The sequence below is a fragment of the Paenibacillus sp. J53TS2 genome (genome assembly GCF_018403305.1).
Classification (GTDB): Bacteria; Bacillota; Bacilli; order Paenibacillales; family Paenibacillaceae; genus Fontibacillus; species Fontibacillus rhizolycopersici.
In genome coordinates, this window is record NZ_BOSK01000002.1 from 434,312 (window position 1) to 450,164 (window position 15,853).

Annotated in this window: 15 protein-coding genes and 1 pseudogene; 7 read left to right on the forward strand and 9 right to left on the reverse strand. The window is 53.1% G+C overall.

The window, feature by feature from the left end:
- Positions 1-91: 91 nt before the first annotated feature.
- Positions 92-751: pseudogene (locus KJS42_RS06565) on the reverse strand (glycerate kinase); the annotation flags it as partial.
- Between the two features lie 19 nt (positions 752-770).
- The gene (locus KJS42_RS06570) at positions 771-1,790 is read right to left on the reverse strand and encodes an SDR family oxidoreductase (protein ID WP_213622362.1); all 1,020 of its coding nucleotides are present in this window, start codon (positions 1,788-1,790) and stop codon (positions 771-773) included.
- A 327-nt stretch (positions 1,791-2,117) separates the two neighbouring features.
- Here KJS42_RS06570 and KJS42_RS06575 point away from each other — a divergent pair, with 327 nt between their 5' ends.
- Entirely contained in the window at positions 2,118-3,440 is a 1,323-nt protein-coding gene (locus tag KJS42_RS06575; protein WP_240908606.1) for an MATE family efflux transporter, read from the forward strand.
- A 67-nt stretch (positions 3,441-3,507) separates the two neighbouring features.
- Here KJS42_RS06575 and KJS42_RS06580 read toward each other — a convergent pair whose 3' ends face one another.
- Positions 3,508-4,527: a cytochrome d ubiquinol oxidase subunit II gene (locus KJS42_RS06580; protein ID WP_213622364.1), complete on the reverse strand. Its 1,020-nt coding sequence runs from the start codon at positions 4,525-4,527 to the stop codon at positions 3,508-3,510.
- A gap of 15 nt (positions 4,528-4,542) precedes the next feature.
- Complete coding sequence (locus KJS42_RS06585) at positions 4,543-5,874, reverse strand: cytochrome ubiquinol oxidase subunit I (RefSeq protein WP_193416933.1); 1,332 nt, start codon at positions 5,872-5,874, stop codon at positions 4,543-4,545.
- Between the two features lie 958 nt (positions 5,875-6,832).
- Between KJS42_RS06585 and KJS42_RS06590 the strand changes: the two genes are divergently transcribed.
- Together KJS42_RS06590 and KJS42_RS06595 are read left to right on the forward strand one after the other, a co-directional pair.
- Entirely contained in the window at positions 6,833-7,510 is a 678-nt protein-coding gene (locus tag KJS42_RS06590) for a response regulator transcription factor (protein ID WP_193416932.1), read from the forward strand.
- Positions 7,510-8,826 carry a sensor histidine kinase gene (locus KJS42_RS06595; RefSeq protein ID WP_213622365.1) on the forward strand — a complete coding sequence of 439 codons (1,317 nt, stop codon included), beginning with the start codon at positions 7,510-7,512 and terminating at the stop codon, positions 8,824-8,826. The genes KJS42_RS06590 and KJS42_RS06595 overlap by 1 nt, the downstream gene beginning before the upstream one ends.
- Before the next feature lie 62 nt (positions 8,827-8,888).
- On the opposite strand, the gene KJS42_RS06600 is transcribed toward KJS42_RS06595, so the two are convergent.
- From KJS42_RS06600 to KJS42_RS06615, 4 genes are all read right to left on the reverse strand, one after another.
- Positions 8,889-9,065: a hypothetical protein gene (locus KJS42_RS06600; protein ID WP_167521157.1), complete on the reverse strand. Its 177-nt coding sequence runs from the start codon at positions 9,063-9,065 to the stop codon at positions 8,889-8,891.
- A 152-nt stretch (positions 9,066-9,217) separates the two neighbouring features.
- Complete coding sequence (locus KJS42_RS06605; RefSeq protein ID WP_059041456.1) at positions 9,218-9,757, reverse strand: NADPH-dependent FMN reductase; 540 nt, start codon at positions 9,755-9,757, stop codon at positions 9,218-9,220.
- A 253-nt stretch (positions 9,758-10,010) separates the two neighbouring features.
- Positions 10,011-10,526 (reverse strand): VanZ family protein, encoded by a 516-nt coding sequence (locus KJS42_RS06610; protein ID WP_155604726.1) that lies wholly within the window; start codon positions 10,524-10,526, stop codon positions 10,011-10,013.
- Positions 10,527-10,566: 40 nt separating this feature from the next.
- Positions 10,567-11,454 carry a M15 family metallopeptidase gene (locus tag KJS42_RS06615; protein ID WP_193416930.1) on the reverse strand — a complete coding sequence of 296 codons (888 nt, stop codon included), beginning with the start codon at positions 11,452-11,454 and terminating at the stop codon, positions 10,567-10,569.
- Positions 11,455-11,635: 181 nt separating this feature from the next.
- Here KJS42_RS06615 and KJS42_RS06620 point away from each other — a divergent pair, with 181 nt between their 5' ends.
- From KJS42_RS06620 to KJS42_RS06635, 4 genes are all read left to right on the forward strand, one after another.
- Positions 11,636-12,343 (forward strand): response regulator transcription factor, encoded by a 708-nt coding sequence (locus KJS42_RS06620; protein ID WP_213622366.1) that lies wholly within the window; start codon positions 11,636-11,638, stop codon positions 12,341-12,343.
- Entirely contained in the window at positions 12,344-13,300 is a 957-nt protein-coding gene (locus KJS42_RS06625) for a sensor histidine kinase (RefSeq protein ID WP_213622367.1), read from the forward strand.
- A 110-nt stretch (positions 13,301-13,410) separates the two neighbouring features.
- Positions 13,411-14,343: an ABC transporter ATP-binding protein gene (locus tag KJS42_RS06630; RefSeq protein WP_213622368.1), complete on the forward strand. Its 933-nt coding sequence runs from the start codon at positions 13,411-13,413 to the stop codon at positions 14,341-14,343.
- Entirely contained in the window at positions 14,327-15,022 is a 696-nt protein-coding gene (locus tag KJS42_RS06635) for an ABC transporter permease (protein ID WP_213622369.1), read from the forward strand. Before KJS42_RS06630 ends, KJS42_RS06635 begins: the two co-directional genes overlap by 17 nt.
- A 118-nt stretch (positions 15,023-15,140) precedes the next feature.
- On the opposite strand, the gene KJS42_RS06640 is transcribed toward KJS42_RS06635, so the two are convergent.
- Complete coding sequence (locus KJS42_RS06640; RefSeq protein ID WP_193416927.1) at positions 15,141-15,638, reverse strand: DUF2269 family protein; 498 nt, start codon at positions 15,636-15,638, stop codon at positions 15,141-15,143.
- Positions 15,639-15,853 lie beyond the last annotated feature (215 nt).

A 15,853-nucleotide genomic window follows, 5' to 3' on the forward strand; every position in this document is an offset into this window, starting at 1 on the left:
TGCAACATTTGCCCCGCAGGGGCAAGAAAAAAGGGAGAAATGTTGTAGGAAATACAACATTTCTCCCTTTTGGGCGGCGAAGCGGGCGCAGCGAGGCTGGCCTGGCCGGACCCAGCGGCCTGGCGGCGGCGCCGCGCTCGCCGCAGAGCGGGTTGTCGACGTCGCAAGCCACGATCAGGCGCGTCTGCTGCAGCCGCGGATCGAGCGCGGATACGTCAATCCGCGCCAACTCCCCGAGGCGGCCCCCGCCGCGCGGCAGCGACCGGCCCGACGTGTCCAGGAACCGCGCGCCTAGCGCCTCGGCCATCCCGGCACCGCCGTCGTTCGTGGCGCTGCCGCCAAGCACCACGATGATCCGACGCACGCCCTGATCGAGGCAAGCGCGGATCAACACGCCGGTGCCGTACGTTGTGGTCTGCAGCGGGTCGCGCCGATCCGGCGGCACCTGCTGGAGCCCGCTGGCCGAAGCCAATTCGATGGCCGCCGTCTCCCCGTCGCTCAGCAGCCCGTACTGCGCCGTAACCGGCTCGCCGAGCGACCCCGTCACCTCCAGCGAGAACAGCCGCCCGCCTGTGGCGTCAACCAAGGCTTGAACGGTTCCTTCTCCGCCGTCAGCCATCGGAACATGAACATAACGCGCGTCCGGAAACGCTTTGCGCAGCCCTTTTTCCATAGCTAGACATACATCCTTGGCCGTCATGCTCTCCTTAAAAGAATCCGGCGCCAACACGAACGTGGGTTGCCGTGCCATGCTCATCGGGGCCTCCCGCCTATTCCCTCATCAGCTTCGCGGCCGCTTCCATCGCTCCGACAACCCGATCGCTCCAAGCATCGAATTCCGGATCCGCTACCTGAAGCTCAGGATGCGCCAGGATATGCTCCACCGTCCGTCGGATGCCTTGATCCACACGAACCGTCGCCGTAAAGCCAGGCACCAGCCGTTTCAGCTTGGCATTGTCGAAGACGACCGTATTTGCCTTGTCGCCCAGCAGCCCGCCGCGGAAATCGTAAGGCCCGTTGTCCGCAAGAAAGTCAGAAGCGACGTGCAACGTACGCAGCTTCACGCCCAGGGCATCCGCAATGACTTCATGAATTTGGTTCCAAGTTACGCTTTCATCCGACGTGATATGGACCGATTCGCCGATGGCATGAAGGTTGCCCATCAACCCGATAAAGCCTTTGGCAAAATCGCTGTTATGCGTTAACGTCCACAACGACGAACCGTCGCCATGAATCAAGACCGGTTTGTTCTCCAGCATGCGCTGGGCCACTTGCCAAGAACCCTTGTTGCCGTGAACGCCCAGCGGGATCGAACGCTCATCATAGGTGTGGCTCGGCCGCACGATGGTGATCGGGAATCCCTGCTCGCGATACTGCTGCATCAAATATTCCTCGCAAGCGATTTTGTTGCGGGAGTAGACCCAATAAGGATTGGACAGCGGTGTCCCTTCGGTGATTCTGTAATCCGACAAAGGGGTTTGATACGCCGAAGCCGAGCTGATAAACATAAACTGCTTGGTTTTCCCAGCGAATAATCGAACATCCCGCTCCAACTGCGCCGGTTCAAAGGCGATGAAGTCCGCCACCACATCGAAAGTATGACCCTCGAGCTTTGCAGCCACCTCAGCTTCCTGATGGATATCGGCCTCAATGACATGTACGCCGGACGGCAACTCTTTACTGCGGTTCCCCCGATTCAACAGGTACAACTCCCAGGAGCTGTCCTCCGCCAACTGTCTCGTAATCGCGGAACTGATCGTCCCGGTGCCTCCGATAAATAGCGCTTTCAAAACAATCCCCTCCCAAATCAAATTCGCCCAATCCCCTCCATGGTAACACCTGCCACCGCATTTTCCAAATCGCATGCCCTGCAGCTGCCGCCCCGCCAGAAGGATGCGTAATCGCATTGACATCGTTCTTCCGATAATGGTATCTTCAACCCTACCCGGTCAAGAAAGCCGGGGTTGCTTTGTTGCTTTAGCCTTGTGACGAAATGTCCGATAATAGGGGTAAACTGTTTTCTAACTATATAGAAAAGAAAGTGATGTCTATTGAAGCCCATTTTCGCGCGTCTACAAAATAACGTCTTCCTGGAAAAGCATCTGTCCGGCGAGTCCATGGACTACCGGCAGATCTTCGCTCTGTTTCTACCGATTCTGATCGATCAGGCATTTATCATCGGCCTCAACTTAGTCAATACCGCCATGATCAGCTCGTCCGGCGTCGCCGCCGTCAGCGCGGTCAACATCGTCGACTCGCTGAATATCTTCTTGATCAGTGTGTTTGTCGCCGTCGCGACCGGAGGTACGGTAGTGGTCGCTCAATACAAAGGCAGCCGCAACGACCGTAATGTCTCCCGCGCTTCAGCGGCAACGGTCACTTCGGTGTCCCTGCTTGCCGTCGGGATCGCCCTGCTCCTGATCGGATTTCATAATCCGATTCTGAAGCTGCTGTTCGGCGCCGCATCCGCGGATGTACTGGACAACGCCCGCGTCTATTTGATCGGCAGCAGCATCTCCTACACGGGACTAGCTGTGGTCCAGGCCGTCTGCTCCGCTTTGAGGGGCATTGGCAAAACTCGGGCTTCTTTAACCCTGTCGCTGATCATGAACCTGCTCTACGTGCTGCTGAACATCCTGCTGATTACCCTTCTGGATATGGGCGTCTTCGGCATGACGCTGGCGATCAATATTGCCCGGTTTGCAGGCGCGATCTGCGCGCTGTATTATCTGTTCAAAATGGAAGCCTCCTTGCACCTGCAACTACGCGACCTATTCCACTTCCCGCTCGAAATGCTGCGCAAAATCATGTTCATCGGGATTCCGTTCGCGGCCGAGCAGCTGTTCTTTAATGGCGGTAAACTGCTAACTCAGGTTTTTATCGTTAGTTTAGGCACCTACGCCATTGCGACAAATGCCATCGGCGGTTCCCTCGCTGGGGTGTTCCAAATTCCCGCCAGTGCCCTGTCGCTTACGATCGTAACCGTGGTTGGCCAATGCATTGGCAGCGGCAGCGTAGGCGACGCGCGGAAGTTCATCAAGTCCTTCCTCTGGCTCGGCTCGGGGTCGCTGGCTATCATCAGCTTGATTCTACTGCCATTGTTCCGACCGCTCGTAAGCATCTTCGCTCCGCCAACCGAAATTGTCGGCGACATCTTCCTTGTGCTCCTGGTGAGCTCCATCGCCCAGATCCCTCTCTGGCCGATCAGCTTCATCTTGCCATCCGCACTGCGGGCAGCGGGCGACTCACGTTTCACTTCAATCACCTCGATGTTGACGATGTGGCTGTTCCGAGTCATTCTCGGCTACATTCTCGGCATCGTGCTTGGCCTTGGCATCTTGGGTGTCTGGCTGGCGATGTGCAGCGAATGGGGCGTGCGCGGGGCCCTCTTCCTCTGGCGGTTCCGCGGGAAGAAATGGTACGCGCATAAGTTAATTTAAGCGAATCCAATTGCAGCAAAAAGCCGCCCCTCTCAAGGGCGGCTTTTGTCATTCTAGCCAGGGTGAGCTACTCTGTGCGCAAATAACGCTTGTCCTTCAGGAACAGCCACCAAAACAGCATGAAGACCGGCAGCAAAATGACCGTTCCAATGCCGTAACCCCATAATAAGGAGATAAACATCGAGTGATTGGTTATCCCTTCGGTCACCGTCAAATACGGGTACACGATATACGGCATATGCGCTTTCCCATAGGCAAAGCTTGCCACTGCAAATTGAAGCACCACGAATACAAAGGCCAGACGGGGCCAGCCAAGCCTACCGTTTCGTCTAACCCATAGGGAACCGTACCCTGCAAGAAATGCGGCACTCGACAGCATAAACCACAGTCCCTGCTCCTTCATCCGGTGGACCATCCACATCGCCTCCTCATTCACGGAGAAAGTCGCGACGACAGCCAGTAGCATGGCGAGCGGCCCGGTGATCACCGCTAACAGGCGGTATTGACGATAACTGCTCTCATCCCCCGCCTCGTTGGAGAAATCGGAGAGGAACAGCGCAGACAGAAACAACTCCGTGGCGATACCGAAGCCCAAATAGGCATACAATGCCGGACTAGTCAGCAAATCGCCGTACTTTAGCTGCGGATACCCGCTCTCCTGACGAATAAAACCGCCTAACGTAATCGGCAGCACGCTCACGAGCAGCCCCGGTATTAATAAGCCGGTGATGCCGGACACGATGCGCAGGCTCCGGACCTCCCGTTGTACGGAGTAGGCGTAAACCATAAACGCGCTGCGGAACAGAAGCAGAATCATGACGAGGCTGACCGGGACGAGCAACAATGTTCCAAGGACATAGGCGGCACGCGGGAAGAAACCAACCAACGCCACAACCAGCAGCACCAGAAAAACATTTGTCACTTCCCACGATGGAGACAGAAAGCGGTTTGCGATCCCGGCGGCCTGGGGATTTCTCCGACTGTAAACCATAGACCAAAATCCCGCGCCGAAGTCGACCGAGCCGATGATTGAATAGATGAACAGAAACCCCCATAAGATGGAGATGGCGATGGTAGCGTCGCTCATAGCATGATAGCCTCCTTATCCATAACGGACCTCCAGCATGTCCGGCGTCACCGGATGTCGGTTGAAGTAATACCGCAACACCAATCCCGTCACGATCAGCAAGAATACGTACAATCCGATAAACAGGACGAACAGGGTTCCGAGGTTCTGCGATTTCGTCGCCGCCTCCACCGTAGTCTGGATATGGTAGATCGTCCATGGCTGCCGACCCGTGCAGCTAAAAATCCACCCCGTCTCAATGCCGATCAGCGACAACGGCCCGGCGAGAAGCAGCGCCTGAAGCAGCCAACGTGGATAATCGCGTTTTCCGACGAGCCGGTAGAGGATCGTTCCGGCCGCGGCCGCCAACAGCAGCATGCCGATGCCGACCATCAGATTAAACAGCGTATGGATGAACAACGGCGGCCATTCCTCCTCGGGGAAATCGTTTAGCCCCCGCACCACCGTATCGAAGCGATTGCCCGCCAGAACGCTGAGGGCCCACGGGATTTCGATCGCCCCGCGAATCGTGCGATTCTCTTTGTCCGTAACACCGCCAATCGCCAAGGGTGCGTAGGCCTGCGTCTCGAACAAGCCTTCTGCGGCTGCCAGCTTCTCCGGTTGGTAATGATGCAGCATCTGTGCCGTGCTGTGGCCACTCAGCGCGGTAATCAGAGACATGGCTCCGCCAATGATCAGCGACAGCATGAGGCCTTTCCGGTGATACTGCCGTTCCCGCTCCGAACGTTTACGATTCAGTATTTTAGCTGCGGCCACCGTAACGACGGCGAACGCTCCCGTCATATAGGCCGATATCAGCACATGCGAAGCCGTGGTCGGCAGACTGGGGTTAAGCGCAGCCTTCCATGGGTTCACGTCGAAAATCTGACCGTTCTCGATTCGAAACCCCTGCGGGGTGTTCATCCAGGCGTGGGCATCGGTGATCAGCACGGCCGATGCGCTTGCCCCCAGCGCCACGAAGGCGACGCTGACGATGCGCAGCGCCCCGGGGAGCCGATCCGCCGCGTAAACGTAGATCGACATGAATAAGGCCTCCAAGAAGAAGGCCCATATTTCAACCTGAAAAGGCAATGCAATCACCTGACCGACGATCTCCATAAACCCCGGCCACAAGAGCGATAGCATCACGCCGACGAGGGTACCGGACGGAATCCCGACACCTAGCAGAATGGCCTGGCATTTGGTCCATCGCTTTGCCATCACAGCGTAGTCTTTGTCTTTTTTAACCTGATAAGCAATTTCCGCGATCACAATCATAAAGGGTAGCCCCACGCCCATGGTCGCAAAAATAATGTGAAAGGCCATCGACGATCCGAATAAGGATCGGGCCAGCATGACATTGTCCATCCTAAACTCCTCCTCTGAAGCTTCAACGAGTTTAGTATGGGTCATGTTATCCCGATTATTCCATATAAGGTTATCGCTTCCTGGGCGAGCGGAACTTGCTCAATCTTTGTCGGCTATTACGAAGCGTATTCGGGGGCGACTATCCGGCGTCGAATCTTGCATTCAGCCGGGCCCTCCGCCGCTCACGTAGCCTTCAAGTGCCAAGTAATAATCTCGCTCAGCAAAGGTTACTCCGCGCTAACGGACCTCAGAGACGCTATTTGTTGGGTATAGACACTTGCTCGAATCTAACGGACCCAGGTGACCTTATTTCGTACTAAAGTAGCTGTATTGACGTCAAATCGACTATTTAAGGCCCTTGGAGTCCGCTAGAGCGGGAAATAACCAAAAAATGAACGAATAAGTTCATTTCGGTCCGTTACACGTGACTACAACTAGTTCTCTCCAGAGATTCGCAGAATCTCTACCATTTGCGCCCCAAGCTCCTCCACGATCGACCACAACACATTTAGTTACTTGCTTTCCTGCCACTTCGAGCCCCTTAGGACATGCCTGCACCAGCTAACCTTATTTCGCCTCAGGTACAACAACAGCAACTTCAACCTACTTAACCTCTAACGCTTGCCACACGGCTTATATCAGCCAAAATCGCCGTTTTCCAATTCTAACGCGGATCACAGAGCTTATTTGCTGTTTTCGGGGCTCAAATCGGGGGTTTTCTCCGAAATAGCGTTGCTCAGAAGCGTTAGAGTTTCTAGAACGCCGAATTTGCCCCAATAGCGTTCCTGATCAGCGTTAGCGCCGGCGTGGTCTGTTTAGATCCAGTTACCTGATCACTAATTTGGCTTACCCGCCACTTCGAGCTCCCGCTTAAGGTTGATTAAAGGTTATCCTGATATAATGGCTACATTAGAGAAGCCCCCGATTTGTGAATAACCTGTAGAGGGAGGCACCCCAGATGAGAATATTAATTGCTGAAGATGAGGTTCATTTGGCCGAAGCCCTATCTCAGATCTTAAAAAAACACCACTATTCTGTGGATGTGGTTCACAACGGCGAGGCGGGGTTGGATAACGCACAGAGCGGCATCTATGATTTGTTGCTGCTGGACGTGATGATGCCGAAAATGGACGGATTCACTGTGCTGAAGACGCTCCGCGCCGAGGGCATCTCCACCCCCGTAATCCTGCTGACCGCTAAAGGGGAGATTGAGGATAAGGTATCCGGACTCGATTATGGGGCCGACGATTACATCGCCAAACCGTTTTCGACGGAAGAGCTGATGGCCCGCATCCGGGCCGCGCTCCGGCGGAAAGGCGAGGTCATCCCGGAGGATGCCCTGAAATTCGGCGACATCGAACTCAATACGACGAACCTAAAGCTCTCCTCCCAAGGGAAGGAAATCAAGCTGAACCTGAAGGAATGCGAGCTGCTGGAGCTGTTAATCAACCGCAAGCAGGCCGTAACCTCCAAGGAACAGATCATCGAAAAGCTATGGGGATTTGATTCCGAGGTGGAGCATAACAACGTCGAAGTGTATATTTCTTTTTTGCGTAAAAAATTTACGTTCCTCCATTCCGCCGTCCGGATCGGCACGATCCGGGGCGTCGGGTACGTTCTAGAGGTGACCCCCTAATGTTCACGAAACTCAGGAACCGGTTTCTGATCGTCAACCTGCTGACGATTTCCATTATGATGCTGGTGGCATTCGCAGCCATTTATATCATCACTTACCGCAACGTACAGACCGATATCGACATGGATTTGCGCCAAGTCATGGAATCTTATGAAAAATCACCCGGCCATAACGAGATGCGGATGGGTGCAGGTCTCAATGATCGAGGCATGGGGGGCGGCATGAGCGGGGACATGGATGATAGTTCACCTCGCGGCAGCGGGCCGCTGAATCGATCCGGAGAAGCCCCGATGGACCGCTCCGTTTCGTTTATGCTGCTGGCCGACCCCGATTTTGGGCTCGTCTCCTATATGTCCAAGTTCGAGATGGATGAGGCGTTCTACCAACAGGCGCTGAAGGAAGCGGCGGCCGAGCAACGCGAAACCGGGCAATTCAGCTTGGACGGCAGCCGCTGGATCTTCAACGTGCGGCCCATCGGCAACGGGTATATGCTGGTCTTCCTGGACGTGACGGCCCGGAAGGAGATCCTGACCAATCTGATCTATACCTTCTCAGCCGTGGGGGTGGGGATGCTGTTCGCCTTGTATTTTGCCAGCCGATATTTTGCCAATCGGGCGATCGCGCCGGTCAAGGAAGCCTTTGATAAACAAAAGCAATTTATCGCCGACGCTTCGCACGAATTGAAGACGCCGCTGGCCATCATCAACACCAACGCGGACGTGCTGCTGACCAATCCGGAGGAGACGATCTCCCGGCAGGCCAAGTGGCTGCACTATATCAAGTCGGAAACCGAGCGAATGTCCAAGTTAACCCGCGACTTGCTGTATTTGACCGAAATGGACGATGCCAAAACGACCGTCCTGTTCTCCCGATTTGATCTGAGCGAGGCAGTGGAAAGCGTGCTGCTGACGATGGAGGCGGTTATTTTCGAGAAAGAATTGGTCCTGAACTACGACATCGAACCTGAACTCACCGCCTACGGTAACCCGGAACAAATCAAACAGGTCGTCATGATCCTGCTGGATAACGCGGTGAAGTATGCCAATCCTAACGGGGAAATCACCCTTTTGCTCAAGAAGACGCATAACGAGGTGATCCTGGCAGTCACCAACACCGGGGAAGGGATTCCACCCGAGCATCTGCCGCGGATCTTCGACCGCTTCTACCGGACGGACGCCTCGCGGGCACGCAAACAAGGCGGCTACGGCCTGGGGCTGGCGATCGCGAAGTCGATTGTTGAGCAGCATAAAGGCCGGATTTATGCCAAAAGCACCTTAGGCCAGTCCACCACGTTCTACGTGCACCTCTTCCAATAAAAGAAGGCGTCCCCCATGCCATAACTTCGTGGCGGGGACGCCTTCTTGTTTCTATCACTGGGTTAGCTGATATAACCCTTTTCTTTCATTGCTTCATACGCGGCTTTTTCGTTCTCATCCTTGACTTGATATTCCAACGTACCTTCTACGATTTTGGCGCAGCGTCCGCCAAACGGTTTAAGGGATTCCTTGATTTCCTTGAGATCTGCATTCCCCTTCAAGGGATAATTGACTTTCATGCGTCATCCACCTCCTAAGCTACAATTAGCAAAAGCGGCAGCCTCGTCGATATGACAAACCTCACATCAATGGCACCCCTCCGGCCTTCATGCAAAAACCCCTGCGCCATTAAATAGAGGCACAGGGGTGATATAGAAGATCGGGACGGATCTTAACGCAGCGTTTTTAGAGCGCCGCTCCAAGCCAACACTTGGTCCAGCATGTCGTTCAAGTTCGTTTGATGCAGATCAGCCGGCTTGAAGACACTATAGTTTTCGAAGTCGGTGAACAGGGACAGCGCTACGTGCACACGCACGTCGGCAACCATCAACTCACCCAGGATCCCGCGCAGATGCTCAGCGGCACGAGCGCCGCCTACGGAGCCGTAGCTGACGATCCCGGCTGCTTTGTTGTTCCAAGCTTCACGCGCATAGTCAAGCGCGTTCTTCAAAGCGCCGGTAATGCTGTGGTTGTATTCTTGTACGATGAAGACGAAGCCGTCCAGGCCGTTCAGCTTGTTATTCCAAGCAGCGGCTTGCTCGCTTGCGTCTGCTTCCCCGAGCAGCGGCAGTTTGAAATCAGCGATGTCGATAATTTCATAGTTTGCGTCGCCCCGAGCGTCCGCATGTTTCTTCACCCATTCGCCTACTTGCGGGCTTACGCGACCTTCGCGCGTGCTTCCCAAGATAATTCCAATATTCAACTTAGACATCATTTTTTCCTCCTCGATTGGTTGAGATGTTCTACCTAATAATTTACCCCAAAAACTCATATGTCACACCACCAAGTATCATTCCCGAACTTCTCCAATGTCTTAAATTCGGATTATTCGAACTAGAGATAATGATATCCGTCTAGGTTCCTTTTGTCAAGTAGCTTACAAAAAGTTTGTGGGGATGTCCTCCGCCTAAACGAACTAAAGGCTGCCGATTCCGGCAGCCCCCCCTACGCTATCACTCTAATATTCAACCTTCTCCTGTCCGCACCACGGCATGCGAATCTCGCGCCGCGGAAAACACAATGTACATGAAATAACCGAGCAATGCTCCTCCTGTATTTAAGAGCAGATCGTCCACGTCAAACCGGCCGATCGCCAGCAACAGTTGGGCACATTCCAGGCTCAGACTGACCACGAATGCGTAAAGGATCGTCTCCACGCCGTTAATGCCTTTTTCCCGGAACATGATCCCCAGCAGAATCCCAAACGGGATGAAGATCATCACATTGCCGAAGACGTTAACCAAGTCATGCGGCGTCATGACCTCCAGGCTTCGGGTGATTTCCTTCAATGGAACGAGATTGCCCTCCTGCAATCTCCGGAAGACCATTCTCGGGTAGTGCAAGCTAACCTGCAATTGTTCCCAGAGGAAACCCAGTTCGATATCGTGAAACTTGAACAGGATGATTTTCACCAAGAGACTTAGATATAAGGCAAACAGCACCCGAACGCTTGCGTATTTCAACCAACTTTCCGTTTGCATTCTTTCCCCTCGCTTTCATGATGTCTTTTTTGCCGCCTGTCTAATCCCGTACGGTTACAATAATCCCATCCATGTTGTTGCCGGATATTTCGTATTTTCCCTGTGCTGGCACCCGGATCGTCTGATCCTTTGTAACCGGATAATAGAACACCTGATAGTTATGGCCTTGCACGGTTAGACTCACCGCCTTTTGCTCTCTCAAATAATCCATGTATTGCTCCAGCACGAGCCCATTTTCGTGAATGATCGCGCTATGCGGCAGGCCAACATACCGGAAATGCCAAGGTTCAAATTGAATGCCCGTAATCGCCGTTTTGTCGTCCGGATACCGCAAAATAAATCCATACTTCCACGCATTCTCCTTCAACCACTGACCTTCGGGAGCAAGGTTCATCTCTGCTTGAGAAGATCCGATGTCCAGCGACAGGCCGAGGTTATGCTCGCTGTATCCGGCGGGCAGAGCCAGTTTTGAGCCCATTTGGCGGTATAGCTCGTCCTGCTTCTGCTCATCCCGGTACCCGCTGCTGATCAGGAAATGATTGATCCCTTCCTCCCCGGCAGCCTGAACCATCGTTGCAAACCGGTCTGCCATCCGCGGCGACAATAACACTTTATTATCCAACACCCCGAACCCGTTGATCAGCTCGGCATTCCGAATCAGACTGACCGCCTCCGATTCGGGATGCAGCTCTTTCGGGACGGGATGGTCTTTGTTCACAAGCAGCAAATCGCCTTGATAAACCATCTCTTTGGTGACGTCGATCGATAATCCCTCTACCACCGAGGAAGATTCCGGAACGTTATAGGATTTATCGACCTGTAACGGCGACGTCGTATCTTGCGGCGTCCGGGCCATACTCGCTTTAAATTTCGTAACCCCAAATCCCAGCAGTACCAGGACCATGAGGCATATCATCCATTTTTTCACTTGGGTACCTCCTAGCTTTTCTTCCTCTTTAGCATAGGTCACATTGTTTAAGAAGATTGGGGGTAAAAAATAAAGTTTTTCTTAAATCGCATACTCGTATCCCGTGCACACGAACTATGCTTGTGGAATAACATCTCCTAGCTTAGAATAGGGGGTAAATTCCAAGAGGAGAGGCGAAATCATGGAAGGCCATCTACTAATGATTGAAGACGATCCAGCCATCAGCGCGATGGTCAAGGATTACCTGTCCAAAGAGGGCTATAAGATCACCTTGGCTCAGGATGGCGAGGAAGCGCTCCGTCAATTCGCATCCGCGAGCTATGATCTGGTTTTACTGGATCTCATGTTGCCTAAACGAAGCGGTCTCGACATCCTAGAGCATATTCGAAAAGAGAGCAGCATCCCCATTCTGATCTTGTCCGCGAAGGACAACGAAGTCGAGAAGGCACTGGGCCTGCGGCTAGGTGCCGATGATTATATCGCTAAACCTTTCTCGCTCATCGAGTTGGCTGCCCGCGTGCAAGCCTCCATCCGACGGGCAACATTATATTCGAACCCGGATGAATCCGGGCAGGCGTCAGACCTCAAGTTATTGTCCGTCGGCGACTTGACGGTCGACCCTGGCAATTTTACGGTCACCAAGCGAGGCAAGGAGATCTTACTGACGTCAAAAGAGTTTCATATACTGAAGCTGTTCCTTCAGCATCCGACACGGGTATACACCAAGGCCATGCTCTATCAACTGGTTTGGAACGAGGAATATTTCAATGATGATAACGTCATTAACGTACATATGAGAAGGCTGCGAGAGAAGATCGAAGACGATCCGTCAAATCCCCGGTATATTCGAACGCTTTGGGGAATTGGGTACCGACTGGGGGAAGGGTGAATGACGGATTACGGGTGGTTGCTGTTCATCCCCATCGCCGTGCTGGCGATATTATACCTCAATCAACATAGGACAAACCTTGCGCTTCGAAAGGAGATTACTTACATCAACCGCAAGCTCATGCCCTTCATCGATCCCCGGCATCCCATAACGCAGGAACGTATTCTTACCCTAACTCCCCTTCCCGAACTGCGGGAATTGTTGCAAACGATCAATGGCCTGCTTGACCGAGCAGGTCAATCGGCCGCGGATTATGCCGGCATGGAGCGGGCGATGCGCATGATGTTATCCAACGTCTCGCATGATTTAAAGACGCCGCTGACCGTCATCATGGGTTATGCCGAAATGCTCTCTCAGCAGACGGACCTGCCGGAGGAAGAACGCCGGAGGATGCTTGGGGAGATCCATAAGAAAACGGCTCAGGTCCATGAGCTCATCAACACTTTCTTCGATTTAGCCAGGCTGGAATCGGGCGATTTGGATCTCCCCCTGTCGGTGATCGATGCAGGAGAGATCAGTCGTCAGCGAATCCTAGCTTATTTCGACCTTCTCTCTGAGCAAGGATTTCAGGTCGATATCGATTTGCCTGAGAGCCCCGTATGGGTGTATGCCAATGAAGAAGCATTATCCCGTATACTGGACAACTTGCTGTCTAACGCGATGCGATACGGAGCGGAAGGACGCTATTTAGGGTTATCACTTCGAACTTCGGAGAACCACGTCACCCTCCAGGTGATCGATCGAGGGCGTGGCATCTCAAGAACCGAACAAGCTCGGGTGTTCGAGCGGATGTATACCATGGAAGACTCGCGCAACCGGAAGATGCAAGGCAGCGGGCTCGGCCTGACCATCGCCAAGCGGCTTGCCGAGCGATTGAAGGGTACCCTCGAGCTGGAGAGCACGCCGGGTGTACGTACCTGCTTTACCGTCACCCTCCCTCGATCGAAGCGGGCTTGAGGGAGGAACGATTGTTCCGAAGTAAGAAATAAGTAAGATCTATGACATAGAAAAGAGAGTTTCCCCGATTACGCTAAAGGTAAGGGTAAAGAAACAAGGGGAGTGAGACCATGAATGAAATCGTAAGAACGCACCAACTTATCAAAAGCTACGGAACGACGGAAGTGGTTTCCGGCGTAAATATGACCCTGCGCCGGGGCGAGATCTACGGATTTCTCGGACCAAACGGGGCCGGCAAATCAACCGTCATGAAGATGTTACTGGGGTTAGTCAGACCCACCGGCGGCGAAATTGAGCTTTTCGGGGAGAAGCTCCTACCTGGGGCAACAGAGCATCTGAAGCGCATCGGCCATTTGATTGAAACGCCGGTGTTCTACGAGAAGCTGACGGCAGAGCAAAATTTGGAGCTGCATGCCGAGTATATGGGTTACTACAAGAAAGACGCCATTCGCGAGGCACTGGAGATGGTGCAGTTGATCGGCACCCAGGATAAGCCGGTCAAACAGTTCTCTCTCGGAATGAAGCAGCGGCTCGGGATCGCGCGGGCCATCTCTACCCGGCCGGAGCTGCTGCTCCTGGATGAACCAATCAACGGTCTAGATCCTGAAGGCATTCAGCTGATGCGCCAATTATTTCGTCGGCTGCGTGACGATTGGGGAATCGCGTTACTCATTTCCAGCCATTTGCTCGGGGAAATCGAACAAGTGGCCGACACCATCGGCGTCATCGACGGGGGGAGATTGCTTCGCGAAGTCTCTATGGAATCCGTGCATGCTTCCACGACCGAATACGTGGAAATCGTGACCTCAAACGTAAATCTGGCCGCCTTTGTCCTCGTGGATACGTTGGAGGTTGAGAACATCAAGCAAATCGGCGACAACCTCATCCGCATCTATGATCCGAAGCTGTCCCAAGAGGCGTTGACCAAAGGGCTTATTGCCAACGATGTGCCGATTCAATCGATCAACCGTAAGCACCACAGTCTGGAAGAGTATTTCTTCGAGATGCTCAAAGGAGGGGAAAGCCATGCTTCAACTGATTAAACTGGAACTCAAGAAGGGGCGCCTAACCAGCTACCTTTGGGGGGCGCTCATCGCCTACCTATGCATTGCCGGATCCATGTCGGTCATTTACTTCGCCGATCCCATGAATATTGAAGATCCTTCGATTCGGAGTCAAGCCGAATTGCTGTCCATGATTGATCTGCTCGTTCGGGCAACTTTCATCGTTTATGCCTCCGTGCTCATATCGAAGCTGATTATCAGTGAGTTCAAAGACAAGACGATCGCCTTGTTGTTTGCCTATCCCGTTAACCGCAAAAAGTTGATTTTCGCTAAGCTGGCGATGGTGTTTGTTTGGACTTTTGCCAATGTAATTATAGGCAACCTGTTGGTTGACGCTATCTTTATCGGGATCAATTCAATCACAGGGTATTTGTCTGATCCGCTGCAAACGGATATGCTCCTCAACCATGGCCTCAACGTGCTGATGCAAGCCTTCGGGGCTGCCGGTATGTGCTTATTGCCGCTGGTCATCGGCCTGAGAAACAAGTCCGTTCCCGCCACGATTGTATCGTCGATTGTCATCGTCCTGATCGTATGCTCCGGCAATCTCGGCTTCAGTCTCAGTTCCATCATTGCGATTCCGCTGTCTCTGTCGGTGTTGGGGATTCTCATCACTTACCTCAGCTACCGTAATATTGACCGGGTGGATGTGGGCTAAGCCCAATCAAATGAATGAAGTGACCGCGGCGCAGCGCAAATGCTTTTTGTTGAGTGCGTGAACCGCTCAAAATAATGGGGTGTCCCAAAAGTAAACTTTGGGGCACCCCCTTCTTGGATTAGGCCTTTTTCTTCTTCCATGGTTTCCAGACCGAAATGATGATGATGAATATCGTAACCGCGACCTGAAACCAAACGAAGACCTGCCTGATTTCATGATTTTGCAGAAAGCCCGGATCGCTTAACGCCAGTGCCCCTTGCGTCTCCAGCATCCTCATATTGGCCACCATCAGCTTATCGACTACAAAGATGCCGATAATCGTTTGCACGAGATACAGCACGAACTTAACGCCAACCCAGCGGTGCTTAAAAAATCCCCAATTCGTGAAAAACCCATAGACGAACCCTACGAGCAGGGTACCGATCGCGCCGTACCGGACGACATGATCGCTGATGAGAATCAAGCCCTTGTAGGCTAAATACGATTCATTGTAATTCTGCAAATCGATTTGCAGATTAAGCGCCGTCGAACTAAGGATTCCGCCAAAAAACATGACGACCAGCAGCAGATGGATGATTTTCAGCCATTTCAGGCCTTTAGGTCCTATTTTTTTCATCTTAGAACTCCTTTTTAAATGATTGTCCCCAGCATCATAACAGACGAATGTTGTGAACTTGTGACGAAGCTTTACGGTTTGCATGAAATCGCAGCAGGTTCGTTTCAGGCCTTGCCAGAGAGATGCGGGAGGACGCCAACCTAACATTTCGGAGGAAAAGGCTTTCATAAGCAGCTAGTCCGGACGGGCGCTCCCTAGGTATGATAAGGAAGAGA

Bases quoted from the DNA above. Each gene is read 5' to 3' on its own strand.
- KJS42_RS06575 (WP_240908606.1), top strand. From the start codon at position 2,118: ATGGACTACCGGCAGATCTTCGCTCTGTTTCTACCGATTCTGATCGAT.
- KJS42_RS06580 (WP_213622364.1), bottom strand. From the start codon at position 4,527: ATGAGCGACGCTACCATCGCCATCTCCATCTTATGGGGGTTTCTGTTC.
- KJS42_RS06585 (WP_193416933.1), bottom strand. From the start codon at position 5,874: ATGGACAATGTCATGCTGGCCCGATCCTTATTCGGATCGTCGATGGCC.
- KJS42_RS06590 (WP_193416932.1), top strand. From the start codon at position 6,833: ATGAGAATATTAATTGCTGAAGATGAGGTTCATTTGGCCGAAGCCCTA.
- KJS42_RS06595 (WP_213622365.1), top strand. From the start codon at position 7,510: ATGTTCACGAAACTCAGGAACCGGTTTCTGATCGTCAACCTGCTGACG.
- KJS42_RS06600 (WP_167521157.1), bottom strand. From the start codon at position 9,065: ATGAAAGTCAATTATCCCTTGAAGGGGAATGCAGATCTCAAGGAAATC.
- KJS42_RS06605 (WP_059041456.1), bottom strand. From the start codon at position 9,757: ATGTCTAAGTTGAATATTGGAATTATCTTGGGAAGCACGCGCGAAGGT.
- KJS42_RS06610 (WP_155604726.1), bottom strand. From the start codon at position 10,526: ATGCAAACGGAAAGTTGGTTGAAATACGCAAGCGTTCGGGTGCTGTTT.
- KJS42_RS06620 (WP_213622366.1), top strand. From the start codon at position 11,636: ATGGAAGGCCATCTACTAATGATTGAAGACGATCCAGCCATCAGCGCG.
- KJS42_RS06625 (WP_213622367.1), top strand. From the start codon at position 12,344: ATGACGGATTACGGGTGGTTGCTGTTCATCCCCATCGCCGTGCTGGCG.
- KJS42_RS06630 (WP_213622368.1), top strand. From the start codon at position 13,411: ATGAATGAAATCGTAAGAACGCACCAACTTATCAAAAGCTACGGAACG.
- KJS42_RS06635 (WP_213622369.1), top strand. From the start codon at position 14,327: ATGCTTCAACTGATTAAACTGGAACTCAAGAAGGGGCGCCTAACCAGC.
- KJS42_RS06640 (WP_193416927.1), bottom strand. From the start codon at position 15,638: ATGAAAAAAATAGGACCTAAAGGCCTGAAATGGCTGAAAATCATCCAT.